General features: G+C 38.1%; 18 protein-coding genes. 12 read left to right on the top strand and 6 right to left on the bottom strand.

What is annotated here, in order from left to right; all coding sequences use genetic code 11:
• Position 1: 1 nt before the first annotated feature.
• From ORH16_RS07095 to ORH16_RS07085, 3 genes are all read left to right on the top strand, one after another.
• Positions 2-1,813 carry a glycoside hydrolase family 13 protein gene (locus tag ORH16_RS07095; RefSeq protein WP_265457506.1) on the top strand — a complete coding sequence of 604 codons (1,812 nt, stop codon included), beginning with the start codon at positions 2-4 and terminating at the stop codon, positions 1,811-1,813.
• A 109-nt stretch (positions 1,814-1,922) separates the two neighbouring features.
• Complete coding sequence (locus ORH16_RS07090; protein ID WP_265457504.1) at positions 1,923-2,735, top strand: Cof-type HAD-IIB family hydrolase; 813 nt, start codon at positions 1,923-1,925, stop codon at positions 2,733-2,735.
• Complete coding sequence (locus ORH16_RS07085) at positions 2,728-3,225, top strand: GNAT family N-acetyltransferase (protein ID WP_265457502.1); 498 nt, start codon at positions 2,728-2,730, stop codon at positions 3,223-3,225. Before ORH16_RS07090 ends, ORH16_RS07085 begins: the two co-directional genes overlap by 8 nt.
• An 83-nt stretch (positions 3,226-3,308) precedes the next feature.
• On the opposite strand, the gene ORH16_RS07080 is transcribed toward ORH16_RS07085, so the two are convergent.
• From ORH16_RS07080 to ORH16_RS07070, 3 genes are read right to left on the bottom strand one after another with little or no spacing between them, the layout of a single operon-like run.
• The gene (locus ORH16_RS07080) at positions 3,309-4,187 is read right to left on the bottom strand and encodes an SPFH domain-containing protein (protein WP_265457500.1); all 879 of its coding nucleotides are present in this window, start codon (positions 4,185-4,187) and stop codon (positions 3,309-3,311) included.
• 35 nt (positions 4,188-4,222) lie between these two features.
• A complete protein-coding gene (locus ORH16_RS07075; protein WP_265457499.1) occupies positions 4,223-5,821 on the bottom strand; it encodes a hypothetical protein in 1,599 nt (532 codons plus the stop codon).
• 3 nt (positions 5,822-5,824) lie between these two features.
• On the bottom strand, positions 5,825-6,592 hold the full coding sequence (locus ORH16_RS07070; protein ID WP_265457497.1) for an ABC transporter ATP-binding protein: 768 nt from the start codon (positions 6,590-6,592) through the stop codon (positions 5,825-5,827).
• A 215-nt stretch (positions 6,593-6,807) separates the two neighbouring features.
• On the opposite strand from ORH16_RS07070, the gene ORH16_RS07065 reads away from it, so the two are divergent.
• Positions 6,808-7,323, top strand: a complete 516-nt coding sequence (locus tag ORH16_RS07065; protein WP_265457495.1) for a GNAT family N-acetyltransferase — start codon at positions 6,808-6,810, stop codon at positions 7,321-7,323.
• Between the two features lie 51 nt (positions 7,324-7,374).
• Here ORH16_RS07065 and ORH16_RS07060 read toward each other — a convergent pair whose 3' ends face one another.
• The gene (locus ORH16_RS07060; RefSeq protein WP_265457494.1) at positions 7,375-7,734 is read right to left on the bottom strand and encodes a MerR family transcriptional regulator; all 360 of its coding nucleotides are present in this window, start codon (positions 7,732-7,734) and stop codon (positions 7,375-7,377) included.
• Positions 7,735-7,804: 70 nt separating this feature from the next.
• On the opposite strand from ORH16_RS07060, the gene ORH16_RS07055 reads away from it, so the two are divergent.
• The 4 genes from ORH16_RS07055 (at position 7,805) to ORH16_RS07040 (ending at position 9,979) form a co-directional block, all read left to right on the top strand.
• Positions 7,805-8,101 carry a hypothetical protein gene (locus ORH16_RS07055; protein WP_265457493.1) on the top strand — a complete coding sequence of 99 codons (297 nt, stop codon included), beginning with the start codon at positions 7,805-7,807 and terminating at the stop codon, positions 8,099-8,101.
• Positions 8,102-8,115: 14 nt separating this feature from the next.
• Positions 8,116-8,544 (top strand): YbaK/EbsC family protein, encoded by a 429-nt coding sequence (locus ORH16_RS07050; RefSeq protein WP_265457491.1) that lies wholly within the window; start codon positions 8,116-8,118, stop codon positions 8,542-8,544.
• A 78-nt stretch (positions 8,545-8,622) separates the two neighbouring features.
• Positions 8,623-9,141 carry a GNAT family N-acetyltransferase gene (locus tag ORH16_RS07045; protein WP_265457489.1) on the top strand — a complete coding sequence of 173 codons (519 nt, stop codon included), beginning with the start codon at positions 8,623-8,625 and terminating at the stop codon, positions 9,139-9,141.
• Entirely contained in the window at positions 9,134-9,979 is an 846-nt protein-coding gene (locus ORH16_RS07040; RefSeq protein WP_265457487.1) for a metallophosphoesterase family protein, read from the top strand. Before ORH16_RS07045 ends, ORH16_RS07040 begins: the two co-directional genes overlap by 8 nt.
• A gap of 102 nt (positions 9,980-10,081) precedes the next feature.
• On the opposite strand, the gene ORH16_RS07035 is transcribed toward ORH16_RS07040, so the two are convergent.
• The gene (locus ORH16_RS07035) at positions 10,082-10,642 is read right to left on the bottom strand and encodes a restriction endonuclease (protein ID WP_265457485.1); all 561 of its coding nucleotides are present in this window, start codon (positions 10,640-10,642) and stop codon (positions 10,082-10,084) included.
• A 126-nt stretch (positions 10,643-10,768) separates the two neighbouring features.
• Between ORH16_RS07035 and ORH16_RS07030 the strand changes: the two genes are divergently transcribed.
• The 4 genes from ORH16_RS07030 to ORH16_RS07015 all read left to right on the top strand — a co-directional run bounded on the left by ORH16_RS07030 (position 10,769) and on the right by ORH16_RS07015 (position 14,052).
• A complete protein-coding gene (locus ORH16_RS07030; RefSeq protein WP_265457483.1) occupies positions 10,769-11,083 on the top strand; it encodes a hypothetical protein in 315 nt (104 codons plus the stop codon).
• 203 nt (positions 11,084-11,286) lie between these two features.
• Positions 11,287-11,787 carry an AAA family ATPase gene (locus ORH16_RS07025; RefSeq protein WP_265457482.1) on the top strand — a complete coding sequence of 167 codons (501 nt, stop codon included), beginning with the start codon at positions 11,287-11,289 and terminating at the stop codon, positions 11,785-11,787.
• A 25-nt stretch (positions 11,788-11,812) separates the two neighbouring features.
• Entirely contained in the window at positions 11,813-12,754 is a 942-nt protein-coding gene (locus ORH16_RS07020; RefSeq protein ID WP_265457481.1) for an aminoglycoside phosphotransferase family protein, read from the top strand.
• Positions 12,755-13,317: 563 nt separating this feature from the next.
• The gene (locus ORH16_RS07015; RefSeq protein ID WP_265457480.1) at positions 13,318-14,052 is read left to right on the top strand and encodes a nitroreductase family protein; all 735 of its coding nucleotides are present in this window, start codon (positions 13,318-13,320) and stop codon (positions 14,050-14,052) included.
• A 203-nt stretch (positions 14,053-14,255) separates the two neighbouring features.
• Here the strand turns inward: ORH16_RS07015 and ORH16_RS07010 are convergent, their stop codons facing one another.
• Positions 14,256-14,819 carry a CDP-alcohol phosphatidyltransferase family protein gene (locus ORH16_RS07010; protein ID WP_265457478.1) on the bottom strand — a complete coding sequence of 188 codons (564 nt, stop codon included), beginning with the start codon at positions 14,817-14,819 and terminating at the stop codon, positions 14,256-14,258.
• Positions 14,820-14,927: the final 108 nt, after the last annotated feature.

Here is a 14,927-nt window from a genome sequence, read left to right as displayed (position 1 = left end):
AATGGCAGAAATCAACGTCCAATTCAATCCATGGCAGGAGACTTTTAAAAAACCTTTTGGTGCGGTGGCAGTAAATCAGACTGTCACCTTTAATTTAAAAGTCACTGCTGAAAATCCAAAAGTTTTTTTAGTGATTCGTAAGGAAAACAGTTTTCAAGAAGAGTGTTTGATGAAGGCGACAGAAGATAATTTTTATACGATTGATTTTCAATTAGCCAAAGAAATTGGCTTGTATTTCTATTATTTTAAAATTGAAGTCCATCAGCCTGAACGCGACATTGTGGCTTACGTCGGTAAAAATCATCAGAATTTAGTACCAAAGCTAACGGGGAATTTAGAAGAAGTCTGGGAATTTCAATTGACCTCCTTTGAGGCAGAGATTGATCAATCGCCTGAGTGGTACCGTCAGGCGATTGCCTATCAAATTTTTCCAGACCGATTCAATGAAGTGCGGGATACTCTGCCAAATAGGGCAGATAGTTTGTATTACTTAAATAAAACAGATGCTCCTTATTATATTAAGGACGAAAAGGGCGAAGTGGTCCGCTGGGATTTTTACGGTGGCAATTTTGCCGGCATTATTGCCAAGCTGCCTTATCTCAAAAAAATGGGCGTTTCGCTAATTTACTTGAACCCAATTTTTGAAGCCGGCAGCAATCATCGTTATGATACGGGAGATTATTTCAAAATCGATGATTTTCTTGGTACTAATGAAGACTTTAAAAAGTTTGTCGAACAGCTTCATCAAGAAGGTATTCGCGTAATTTTAGATGGCGTTTTTAACCATGTTGGTCGCAATAGCCGTTACTTTAATGGCGACGGCAGCTATGATAGTCTGGGTGCTTATCAATCACGACAAAGTCCTTATTATCCGTGGTTTAATTTTGGCCATTTTCCCGAGGATTATCGTTCTTGGTGGGGCTTTAAAAATCTACCAGAAACTAATAAACAAAATCCCGGCTTTCAAGATTTTATTTATGGCAAAGACGGCGTGATTGATTATTGGTCGAAGTATGGGGTTGATGGTTGGCGGATTGATGTTGCTGATGAATTTCCTGACTTTTTCCTGCGGGGCATTCGCAATCGGTTAAATCATCATAAAGACCAAATTTTAATTGGCGAAGTTTGGGAGGACGCCTCCAATAAAATTTCTTACAACCAGCGGCGAGATTATATTTTAGGGAATAGTTTACATGGAGTAATGAACTATCCTTTAAAAAATGCCATCGTTGCCTTAGTGACTGACCGGCAAACGCCAGAAGGAGTGGCATGGGAGTTGACGAGTCTGAGGGAAAATTATCCGCGGGCCAATTTCTTTAACGGGTTGAATCATTTGAGTACCCATGACACCGAACGGATTTTTTCTTTATTGGATCAAAATATCAAAGCCTTAGAACAAGCAGTCGCCTTTATGTTTTGTGTGCCTGGCGTTCCTTGTATTTATTATGGGGATGAGGCTGGTCTGACGGGCGGCAAAGATCCAGATAATCGCAAGTTTTACCCGTGGGGACGGGAGAATGAAAAAGTAAAAAATATATATCAAAACTGGAGCAATCGCCGCAAAGAAAATGCGGTTTTAGCAGAAGGTGAAGTTTATTTTGGTTACTATCAAGATTTTATGATTGTTTTACGAGCAAATCAGACGGATTACGCCCTTTTGATTTTAAACACCAGCAGCTCTGAAGCGATGCTGGTCTTCGAGGAAATTGATTTTCTACGGCCGTTACCGGAAAAATTAGCTCAAGCAATTAGCCAAACGCCTCCGCAAAAACTTAGCGGCAAAGATTGTCTCTATCGTGATTACCGTTTTTAAAAGGTCATTAGATAATTGTGAATGCAACCTTCATATGGGGATATGAAGGTTGTTTTTTGCGCTTACATATGGTTTCATTGAAGGAGAAAGAAGACAAAGGAGCGAGCAGATGATTAAATTAGTTGCAGTAGACATGGACGGTACTTTTTTACACTCAGATAAAACTTACAACCGAGATTGGTTTAAGGAGCTGCGTCAACAAATGGCCTTTGATGGTGTTAAATTTGTTGTCGCCAGCGGCAATCAGTATTACCAGCTGCGGAGTTTTTTTGACGACTGGCAAAGTATTCCCTTTGTTGCTGAAAACGGTGGCTTAGTGCTAGACGGCGAAGAAGAAATTTTTGTTGGCAATATTCCCCATGAAGTGATTAAAAAAACTTTAGCGGTTTTGGCAGATTATCAAGTGGAAATTTTACTATGTGGTCGAAAAAAAGCCTATTATACGACTGACAATCAACAGTTGGTGGATTACATTGCTGAATATTATCACCGGATGGAAAAAGTGTCGCAGTTTTTACCATTGCCAGCCGACCGGTTTTTAAAATTTGCGAATATTGTAAAAAATCCGGAGCAGGCTGCTGAGTTAACAAAGGTCTTAAAAGAGAAATTAGCCGGTGAAATGATTCCTGTGAATAGTGGCCACCGTGATATCGATATTATTTTACAGGGGGTTAACAAGGCCCATGGTTTGAAATTATTAGGGGAAAAATATCAAATTTTACCAAATGAAATGATAGCTTTCGGTGATGCCGGTAATGATTTGGAAATGTTGAAATTTGTTGAACACGGTTTTGCGATGGCCAATGGGCAAGAAGCGATTAAAGAAATCGCCCAAAAAATCGTGGCTAGCAATAACGAAGACGGCGTGCTACAAACAATTCAAGACTTTGTCGATAACAAGTGGGAATATCCTTATGCTTGAGTATCGTTTGCTTAAGGCAGAAGATACTGCGGCTTTTTACCAGCTGTCTAAACAGCTGGATCAAGAGACCCCTTATATGCTGTATCTGCCAGATGAACGACAGGAAAATCTGTCGGCATTGGAAAATATTTTGACAACCACTAACGAGAATGGATTTTTGTTGGGTGTTTGGCACGATACAGAGGAGCTGATTGGTTATATCTCAGCGAAGGTAACACCTTTGCAAAAAGTCCAGCACACTGCTTATATCGTTATCGGTATTCGGCAAGCTTTTCGTGGGCAGGGCATTGGCAGCCGACTTTTTATAGAACTGGAGACTTGGGCGAAACAAAAGTCATTGCATCGTTTAGAGTTGACTGTTATGACAGAAAATCAAGCGGGCCTCCGGCTATATCAAAGTAAAGGATTTGTCATTGAAGGTATCAAAAAAGACAGTATTTTTATGAATGGTCGTTATCTGGATGAATATTATATGGCAAAGCTACTTTAACCAATAGCCAAATTGATTAAGAAAAACACTCTGAAAAGAAAGCCCATCGGCAATCTTAACAGAGTGTTTTAGTTTACAAATCTTTATTTTGATTTTTCGACATCGCCGGTGTTAATCACAGGCTGGGTACCTTTGTCGGTAATAATGGAAACCAAAAGATTATTAATCAATTGGACTTTGCGGTCATCAGTAAAATTAATTTCCTGACCGTCTTCGATTTGTTCTAAAGCCATTTGAGTCATTGAAACGGCCCCTTCGACAATCGTTTGGCGAGCAGATAAAATTGCTTTGGCCTGTTGCCGCTGCAACATAGCACTGGCAATTTCGGTTGCATAGGCCAAGTGATTCAAACGAGTTTCAATCACTTCAACACCGGCGACTGCCAAACGGTCTTGTAATTCCTTAGCCAATTCTGCAGATACTTCATTTGTATTGCCTCTCAAGGTAATATCACCGTCACCATAGCTGTCGTAAGGATATTGTGTGGCAATGTGGCGAATAGCTGTCTCACTTTGAATTTCGACAAAATCTTGATAATAATCAACATCAAACAAAGCTTTGGCGGTGTCGACTACTTTAAACACAACAACAGCGGAAATTTCAATCGGATTTCCTTCTGAATCATTGACCTTCAATAACGAGCTGTTAAAATTACGGACTTTTAAAGATACGTTGATTTTATTCGTAAAGGGCGTGATAACAAACAACCCGTTATCTTTAATCGTACCTAAATACTGACCGAAAAATAAAACTGCTTTGGCTTGATTCGGGCTGACAATGGTAAAAGAACTGAGAAAAAGAAAAGCTAAGATAATGATCACTGTTCCCAAAAGCATCGGCAAAACACGAATATCATCTCCAGAGACACCCATAAAAAATAAATAGAGACCACCCAAAATTGCTAAAATTAAAACGATTAAAGCTAAGTAGCCATTGACGTGAAAAGTATTTTTTTCCTTCATCATTTTTCCTCCTTATTTATTACATCAAAGTTCATTTAATTCAATAAATCCTGAGACCAAAAAACTTTTTGATAGTGGCGGTTCACGGCAAAAGTGATGATGGCAAATATCACCAGCGTAATCAAAGTAATCAAGAGAGTTTGACCAGTTAGCACGAGCCAAAAGCCCAGAGCCGCTGTCACAAGTCCGCCGATAATCAACACGCCAAAATAAATGAAAACCATCCCCCAGGTACCAGCACCCCGGTTAAATAATTGAGAAACACTGGTCCAATTGGTTGTCAAAAGGCGATAATCTCGATAGAAATAGTAGCAGCTTAATAAATAAGTGCCTAAAAAATCTCCTAATAGAACGCCGATGATTAAGAGTGGATTGGCCTGCATGACCAAGCTGATAATCAACACCATAAGTCCCGTTAAAATCATTTGTACAATGACCGCAAAACGGAATTTCACCTTCAGGTAGTCGCTAAAATTCATCGGTAACGAACGAATAAATTCAAAATTATCGCCATCTAAAGAAATCATCATGCTGCCGATGGAGGTCGTATTAATTGTAAAGGCGGAATAAAAGACACCAATTACAAAGGCAATTGGCCAAAAATCAGCACTTATCCCAACTAAATTAAAGCCAGAAGTCATCATGTTGATCAGCATAATTAAAGGAATCAACGCAATCGAACTAAAAGCCTGCAGCATTAACGTTGGATTTTTAATCAGTGACAAGTTGTAGGTCATCAGCTGTCGATTTAAACTGCGATAGGCAATTTTTTTCTTGCTGGCCTTTTCAGAAAGGACTGGTGTATATTCTCCGCTGGCATAATTGTACATTCTTGGCACGACAAATTTAATCGCCAAAACAAAAATCAAGCCGGTCACCCCTACAATGCCGATAATTGATAGGATTCCTCCTAAACTAAAGGGATGCACGATGGCCATGTGAAAGGGTAAAAATGGCGGCAGGGGTGTCTGGTCCGGCAGCACGCCTTCATAGACATAAGTTTGCTGAGAATTGACATATAAAATCCCGGCTACCATCCCGATAGTGGGAATCACCATTAACAAAGTAGTAAAAACACTTTTGTGGCGATTAAACCATTTTGATTGGACTAATACGGAAACCAAAAGGGCACTGAAGCCTAAAATAATGAAAAAGAAGGCCAAGCCCAATACAATCGCAATAACAAAATTAATGATTGGTGCAGCACTGCTACGAAATGCAGTAAAACCAAATAACACAAAAACTGGCAACTGGAAAGGGGCGACGGTCAAGGCAACCGTCAAAAATTTGCCCATAAAAACAGAGGCTTGCGTGTAAGGTAGCGGCAGATAATCTTTTAAATCTTTGCTGTCATAAAAGACATTAAACAAAATGGAAATCGATTGAGAAAAAGACATCAAACCAAACATCAAACAATAAAACGTGAAAAAGCCGGGATAATTTGGATAATCTACCGACATCATAATTAAGCCATACATAAAGGCAAACATCACCGCAATTAAAACATACTGGCTCAATAAGCTGCGGGTCAAGGACTTGTCTTGACGATTTTTCTTTCTAAGCTGCATGGTTGTCTGCGGGTTAGCATAAAGCAGGTTAATTTTAAAAAGTTCCCATACTTGAGTTTTATTCATGGGCTATGCCTCAGAGCTTTCTGAATTAATGACAGCGCTGGTTTGCTGTTCGGATTGACGCCCAGCCATTTTCAAGTAAACAGATTCCAAAGATTCATCGCCGGCTGAGGCCAAGAGCTCATCTACTGAACCGTTATAGATTAATTCCCCCTGTTTCAAAATCGCCAATTCGTCGCATAATTGTTGAGCGGTATCTAAAACGTGGGTCGAAAAAATAACCGTTTTTCCTTTGGCTGCATGGGCCTTCATCAATTCTTTTAAATCAAATGCCGCTTGCGGGTCTAGTCCTTGCATCGGTTCGTCTAAAATCCAAACATCTGGGTCAGAGAGTAGGGCACCGATCAAAATAGCTTTTTGGCGCATCCCATGGGAAAAATTATCCAATAATTCATTCCCCTTATTTTCAAAATCAAATAGCTTGGTGTATTTCGCAATTTGCTGATTTTTAGTATCTTCAGATAGACTAAAAGCCACAGCAATTAAGTTCCAATACTCATTGGCTGTTAATTGCAAAAATAAATCCGGGGTGTCTGGAACATAGCCAATCGTCTTTTTAATCGCCAGACGATTGTCCCCTAACTTTTGGTTGTCAAAGAAAATATCTCCGCTTGTCGGATTAATCGTGCTGACTAGACATTTTATCGTTGTTGATTTACCAGCGCCGTTATGTCCGAGAAAACCAAAAATTTCTCCTTCACGAATTTTTAAATTTAAATCCTTTAAAGCAATTTTATCCCCGTAATGCTTGGCAACATTTACTAATTCAATCATCTTATTCCCACCAGTCCTTCAAAATTTATTGCAACTTTTTCAAAAAAAATCATGTTTTTTTCAAGTATGGCTATATTATACCGCTTTTAAAGGGATTAAAGAAGTTAAATCCGTCGATTCTTAGTGGTAAAGCTAGCCTTTAAAAATCAATGGTCACTAGTGTTTAAAGGAATTCTTGTGCTACACTAAAAGAAATATAAAAAGGGTGTGATTGGGTGCGCTACATTTTAGAAACACCACGACTACGCTTGCGGGAGTGGCAACCAGGTGAAGAGTCTGAGCTAAGAAATTTTTTAGCCGATCCTGAGGTGATGTATGCTTATGAGCATGGCTTTTCTGAAGCCGAGGTGAAAAATTGGCTGCAATGGAATCGGACTTCTTATCAAGAGAATCAATTTGGTCTCTGGGCGATGGAATTAAAAGCGAGCGGCGAAATTATCGGTGAGTGTGGGTTAACCTCACAACAAGTAGCCGATAAAAACTATTTGGAGATTGGCTATCATTTGCAAAAGAAATTCTGGGGACATGGCTATGCTATTGAAGCCGCTCGGGCCTGCAAAGAATATGCCTTTGAGCATCTTACCGACGAAGTTGTTTCAATCGTTCGTGATACGAATTTGGCTTCGATGAATGTAGCTATTCGTAATGGGATGCTAGTAAAAGAACGATTTTCAAAAGATTATTATGGGATAAAGATGCCACATTTCTTATTCAGCGTAAAAAAAGCTTGAGCGGGGGTTCCAATATATTTATTATGTAAATTTGTTTCCGGCAAAATAAATTTATTCCGCCAGTTTTTCTAAGAGTTGGGCCTTGGTCTGCAATAAATTATCTTCTCTTATCTGTAGGTCTGCTTTTTCAATGGCAACCTGCACTAGAGCTTCTTCGATGATAACTAGATTTTGCTGCCACTGTTGGGGCGTCCCGCAATATTTTTCATGGCTTTCCTTCAGCTTTTTGATTAAAGCGAGGGGAAATCCTAATTTCTTTAAGGCTTGAATGTTTTGAAAATCAGCAGCTTCTTGCTCTGTGAAATTATACCAGCTCTGCTTTTTTTGCGGCGTTAAAAGCTCTAGCTTGAGATAATGTTTAATGGTGTCAACCGTTGTATTTTGCTGCTTTACAAACTGGGAAATATTCATTTTTGTTTTCTCCTTGTCAGGGGGTTAACCCCCTGTGTTTTACTTAGTATACCAAAAGGAGGAAAAAAGCATGACCCTAATTTTTTATATCGTGACTGATTTATATGGTAGCTTGATGCTAGTCGCCAGTAGTATTATGAAAAGTAAAGAGCAGCTTTCTTTAAGACTGCTGCTCATAAATTTAGTTGGCGGCAGCTGTTTGTTCTTAGCGCCTATTAGCCTAATTTTTTTCTATGGTGGGCTGATTGCTTTATTATGTGCAGCAATTTTAAATGGACTGAGTCTAAATGGCAGAGTAAACTGGCGACACTTTGCAGTGAGATGTTTGTTTTCTCTGCTGCTACTTTATTGGCATAGCAAATTATAAAAGAGGGGGATATGATGACGATTTTACCAGCGGCTGATATCTATCAGCGCTTAAATAAATTAGAGATTGCCTATCAAGTTACTCAACACAAAGCTGTTTATACAGTCGCTGATATCGATTTTGAGATTCCAGCATCCGCAGTTAAAAATCTATTACTGAAGGGAAAAGGCAAAAACAATCCCAATTATTATCTTGTGGTGATGCCAGATTCCATTCAGTTGGACTTAAAAAAGCTGGCACTATTTTTAGGCGAAAAACGCTTAAGTTTTGTGTCAGCTGAGGACTTAGCTGAGAAATTCGGCCTTCAACTGGGGGCGGTGGGGCCCTTAGCTTTGCCTGAAAAAAGAGGTGAGGGGAGCAGTTCCATAAAAATTTTACTTCATCAAGATATCCCCCACAATCAAAAAATCGGGTTTCATCCAAATCAAATGATGCGACAGTGATTTTAGACTATGCTGATTTTTTAAATTATTTAACGGCACTGAATTACCAGCCATTTTATTTTTCTGGGGAGGATACACATGATACGTAACTTAACACAAAAAGATGCCGCAGCCTATCATCAATTCCGGCTACAGGCTTTGCAGGAAACTCCAGAGGCTTTTGCGGTAACTTATCAGCAGGAAAAAGCCTATACAGAAGAACAAATCCAAAAGCGACTCGCCGACAAAAATCAGAAAATGGTGCTGGGCTTTTTCAATAATCAAAATTTAGTAGGCATAGTGGGTTGTTATCAAGAAAAGGGTTTAAAGTTAGCTCATAAAGGTGTGATTTTCGGCATGTATCTGCTGCCGGAATTTCGCAAAAAAGGCTATAGTCAACAATTATTACAGCAATTGCTTACTGAAATCCCACAAGCTTTTCCCATGATTGAACAGGTGAGTCTTTGCGTGAATGCAGAAAATTTGGCGGCCGTCCACCTGTATCAAAAACTAGGTTTCAAAGAATACGGCTATGAAAAAAATGCATTAAAGTGGAACAATCGTTATTATGATGAAATGTTGATGTTCAAGCTGATTGGAGAGGGACAAAATGGCTAAAAAAATTGCACTGCTTGCTGATGTTCACGGAAATTTGACTGCTCTCAAAGCCGTACTAGCAGATTGTCATAAAAAAGCGGTGGAGGATTATTGGTTTATTGGGGATTTATTGCTGCCAGGCCCAACTGGCCAGCAGATTTTCAAAGAGATAGAAAAATTAAAGCTCTCGATAGCAGTCAGAGGCAATTGGGATGACTGTCTGTTAGAGGTATTGGATAAAAAGATTGATTTGACTAATCCGACAGATGTCTACATTGGCATGTTGACGAAATTTGTCTATCAAAGCCTTTCCATTGACAATATTAATTGGCTGCGAAATTTGCCCTTGCATCAGACTGTAAAAGTTGAAGGAATTAATTTTGGTATCAGTCATAATTTACCACAGGAAAACTGGGGCAGTAGCTTGTCGACAGTTGGCAAACAAGCTGACTATGACCGACTTTTTGAAGGAGATTTAGAAGAGTTAGATGTTGCTATTTATGCCCATGTACACCACCAAACATTGCGATACAGTAGCCAAGACCAATTGATTTTAAATCCCGGCTCTATCGGGCAAGCCTTTAGTTCTTGGTCCAAATTTCGTTCTGATGGCCAAGCTTATTACACAATTTTACATGTGGAACAAGAAAAAATTGTCGACATTGATTTTAGAAGAGTTGCCTATGATGTTTCACAGGAAATTGCTTTAGGGGAGCAGCTGCAGATGCCATTTTATCCATTGTATGAAGAATTAATCAGCAAACGAATCAATCATACCCATGACAAAGAGCTGTTGGAGAAAATTATTCAAGAAAATAATTACCGGCAAGAACTACAAGAGTTTTTAAATGAGTTGTAATTCTTGCGGCGGTCTATAATTACTTAGCAATTTTTCTGTTAGGACAAAAATTTGAATGGTGCGTCTCAGGAATTCACTTAAAAGGAGCAAGCCGGGTAAATTTCAGGAGGCTTTTTTCTCTTTAACAGCCTGTAATTTCTGCTGTTCCCGCAAAATTTTTGCTAAATCGTCGCGAGCCCATAAACGAACGTTTAATTTGGCCGCTAATTCGCTAGCCGATTTTGTAAAATAATTATTCGTGATAACAATCCCTTGGTCTAAGCCGTAATAACCTAAGCCGGCATGGACCTCTTGCACCGCTTTATTGCCAACTTTTTTCTTCCAGCGTTTACATTGAAATCCATAAGAAACACCATCTTTTTGAGCTAGCAGGTCAATGCCTTGATCGCCGATCCTGCTGGTCTCTTTGATTTTTAGGTAACCAACTTTAGTCAATAAAAATTTTGTGTATTGTTCAAATTCAATCCCCGACATTTCATCAATAATCACCAGCTCCGCTCGAGCAAAACGGTGCTTTTGACTGAAGATCGGATATAAATTCAACACTAGCCACAATAAAAGACAAAGTAGCAACCCATACAAATAACGCTGATCTTTTTGTAGGAAAAAAATCAGTCCGCAATAAACCGCAATCGCCCCAACAAAATTTCCTAAGTTTTTCACAGTCAAGCCCTCCAGTTCACTTTTGAGTACATTTATACTACTATGTTATAATTTAACTAGCTCTCTTTCAATAAAATACGTAAAAACAGTGATAAAAACATCGAAAACCAGGAAGGAGGAAGGCAAGTGTTTACCTATATTTTTCTGAGCCTGTTGATTTTTGGTTTTTTAATTCTGGCAATTCAACTGTTTCGTGGGAAATGGTTACGCTTAATTGCCGGGAATACCTTTGGTGATTTGCCGAAAGAAACTGCTATAAAAGCTGGACGAGTAGTTGGTTGGTTACTAGTTGGACTGATTGTTTTATTTGGTTTAATCATAGCTGACACATTTTTTCATATCTTTGGAGCGTTGATTAAACTTATTTTGCTTGTTATCACAATTACATCCTTCTATCTGATTTTTAGATATCTGCGCCATTGGGTTAAGACAGGGAAATAAATCTTGGAAAGTGAATAAATTTGCATGAGTGATTTTTTAATGTAGCTGAAGTGCTTATCTAGTTGCTTGCTACTTACTGCAATTATTAATAAAAAAGCTAATGTAGCTTTGAAAACTAGTTTTAGAAGTTTAAAGGAAAACTTAACCATAGATTTCAATCTATGAATGCATTCTAAGAATTTTTTAAGGAGAGGTAACCTGAAATGAAAAAGCTTATCTTGATTGGTGGCCCAATGGGTATTGGGAAAAGTACCGTGACAGCAGCATTAAATGAAGAATTAGAAAATTCTGTGATGTTAGATGGTGACTGGTGCTGGCAAATGCATCCGTGGCAATTTACAGAAGAGAATAAGCAGATGGTTTTGAAAAACATTCAATTTTTGCTGCAATCCTTTATTGATAATTCAAGCTTTGACTTTATTATTTTTTGTTGGGTGATGGACCATCAAGAAATAATTAACGATGTTTTAGCAGGATTAACCCTAACCAATACAGAAGTAACTTCTGTCTCACTTGTTGCGAGCCCGCAAAAATTGGCAGAAAATATTCAAATTGACATTGCAAAAGGTCTCCGAGATTTCGATTCAATTACTACAGCGATAGCTCGTTTAGAAAATTATCGAGGAGTTGAATCGATAAAAATCGATACCACTGCTTTAGACGTTCCAGCAACAGTTGCAAAAATCAAAGACTTGATTTCGTAATTTTGCGTGAAGAGGGGAGAGACCTATGCGGGAAATTTTTCAAAAAATTGCGGACTTCGGTGAATGGCAGTCCTATGAAGTAATTGATAAGGGCTGGTCTGATGATATTAAAATTGCTGTCAGTATTGAAAACAAACGCTATTTATATAGATTGTTTTCTAGTGATCTCTTTACTGAAAAGTTAGCGGAGTTCCATTTTGTTGAAATTGTTTACCAGACTGGCATTCCATGTTCGCAACCATTTTTATGCCAGCAGATAAAAGATTCTTCATGGGCTTATATGAAATTATCTTATGTAGAAGGAAAGGATTTATCAGAAGTTCTCTCTGATTTGCCGCTATTAGAGCAATATCAGTTAGGCCAAACTGCAGGAAAGTTCTTAAAAAGGCTTCATGAACAGCCTCTTGAGGAAAAAATTTCGGTTGAGGAATGTCTGCAGCAAGTTATTGCAAAAAAACGCCGTCAGTTGGACCGTTATTTGCAGGCTGATTATCATTTAGTTAATCAAGATTTTATGATTGATTTCATTCAGCAACATCTAGATTTAATAAGGCAGCAACCAATAACTTATCAACATGGCGATTATCATCCTGGTAATTTCATTTTGCAGCCGGACAATACTTTAGCAGTGATTGATTTTAATCGCTGGGATATCGGTGATTCTTTTGAAGAATTTGTCAGAGTAGAATCTTTTACGGTTGAAGATTCTACAGCTTTTGCGTGGGGCCAAATTTTTGGTTATTTTAACGGTAATGTTCCAGAAAGCTTTTGGCTCTTGCTTAAAGTTTACGCGTATCATACAGCATTATATAGTATCATTTGGTCAGAATTTTTTGGTAAAAATGCTGTCAATGACGCCATCCAACGTTACAACCGAATTGTTGATGATTACGCAAATCAAAATCATAATCAACCTAGATGGCTTGCTGAAATCAAACAACAACTTAGATTGTTAGAAAGTGAATAGATTTAAGTTTTGAATCCTATATAGTAAAAAGAAAAGATTAAGTTTTGTAAAGATAAAGTGGATTAGTAAAAGAAATAGTAGGTGGGTTGAAATGAATTGGATTTCAATCTGCTTTTTTGTATTTAAAACAAAGTTAACTTCGCATAATATATATTATGTAAACTAAAATATAAAATTTGAGGCGTTCTCCATCAGTTCCCACAAATCTACTCATTTTAGCCTCTCTTCTGCCTGCAAATTCAAAGTACAAATTGCAGTTTCTACAAGTCTGCTGTTCTAACTAATAGCGATTCAAATCGAAATTACAAACAAAATAGTTGCAAGTTTTTTTGCGCTAGTTTTCTTATTCCTAATTTTTGCTAGTTTGATGTAATCCCATAAACTTTTTTAGTTTTGTTTTCCTTAGCTCATCATTTTAAATTTAACTACAATGTTTATGAAGTCAGATTCTTAATAAATGCTACTGGCAAAAAAGCAAAATTTTTCTTACCTAGACTTTTAACCAGCATTCTTTCTCTTATCTTTAGTACACTGTTACTATCATTCTTTTAGGAGGTTTTCTTTTGGATTTATTTGAAACCATGATTCAGCATACATCAGTCCGAGATTTTACTCAGCAGGATGTCCCACAGGAATTAAAGGAGCAACTGGTCAGTGCTGCTCAGAGTGTCTCTTCCTCAAATTTTTTACAGGCCTACTCCATTATCGAAATTCGTGATCCGAAAAAATTGCAAGCTATTGAAAGCTTTAGTCGGAATCCAGGATTTATTTCACAGGCCGGCGTCTTTTATATATTTGTCGCAGATTTGCAGCGGCATGCCAGAATTCTGCAGGCACAACAGAAAGATATTAGCCATCTGAAAACAATGGAGCCATTACTTGTTTCTATTATTGATACAACTTTAGCAGCTCAAGGTATGGCAACTTTTGCTGAAAGCCAAGGTCTGGGAATTTGTTTTATTGGCGGTGTTCGCAATCAGATTTTTGAAGTGTCGGAACTTTTAGAACTACCCCCTCTGACTGTCCCCTTGTTTGGCTTGGCAATTGGCTATCCTAGAAATAAAAATCAAGTGAAGCAGCGTCTACCAAAAACGATTGCAGCACCAATTGATCGTTATCACTTTGATGGGATGGATATTAAAGAGTATGATTTGACAATGGAAAATTATTATACTCAACGAATTAGTAATCAGCAGCAAACCAGCTGGAGTCAAAAAGTCATTGATTTTTTTGCAACTGCAAAACGACCGCAACTGAATGAGTTTCTAAAACATCAAGGTTTTACCGAGATAAAATAAAGCCTTGGTATAAGTTGAAACAGAACTGATTTTCTGAACACACCTGGCAAGCATCGCTAAAAATTGAAAATTTGTGACAAGTATTTACTGGACCGCACGCAGCCACACATGTACTTTCTGTCTCAAAAGTTTACTGAATAACAGAGATAAATCCAATATAATTTGGATTCCGTCTGTTAACCTAACTAACCCCACAGTCGCCTTTATATTTTATCTAGCATAAAAATTGATTTGACTTGGAAATTATACTCTTTGCTCAGAAGAATAATGGATAATTCTTCGATAACAGCTAAACTGGCCAGCAGTAAAAATGCCAGCAAAAAGAGATTACTGCTAGTTTCGATTTTTAAATATTGCTCCAGATACTTATAAAACGGAACAAAAAAGAGACAGACCCATGCCCAGCGATTTAAAAACGTGGGCATCACGAGAATAAATCGTTGAAATTTATCATAGGCAATGATGATTGCAACCACTTTAAAAAACAAAATACCCGCTAACCAAACAAGTTCCCATGAAAGCAGTGCTTGCTGAGGTCCCAATCTGATTAATACAATAAATAAGAAAGCTAGATCGCCAATTAAATCAGCATGGAAGCCGGCTTCATCTGCGATTCCTGCTGTCTTGGCGATACGACCATCAAGAATATCGCTGACACCGCAATACAAATAAATTGCTAGGAATTCCCAAGATTCCGTTCCAAAGAAAATTAAGAAGGGTGCTGCTATAATTCGCGAAAAACTAAATAAATTGGCTAAGACCCGCATCCATTCACCCTCCCCTCACACGCTTTTATCATATCATAAAATTTTTTAAAAGTTGATAGCTTTAAAGTGTTTCTCTCTATGTCAATTTATGTCATAATAAAAAAGAAA

The organism is Enterococcus sp. HY326, assembly GCF_026157065.1.
Classification (GTDB): domain Bacteria; phylum Bacillota; class Bacilli; order Lactobacillales; family Enterococcaceae; genus HY326.
This window is presented reverse-complemented; position numbering and strand designations above follow the sequence as displayed.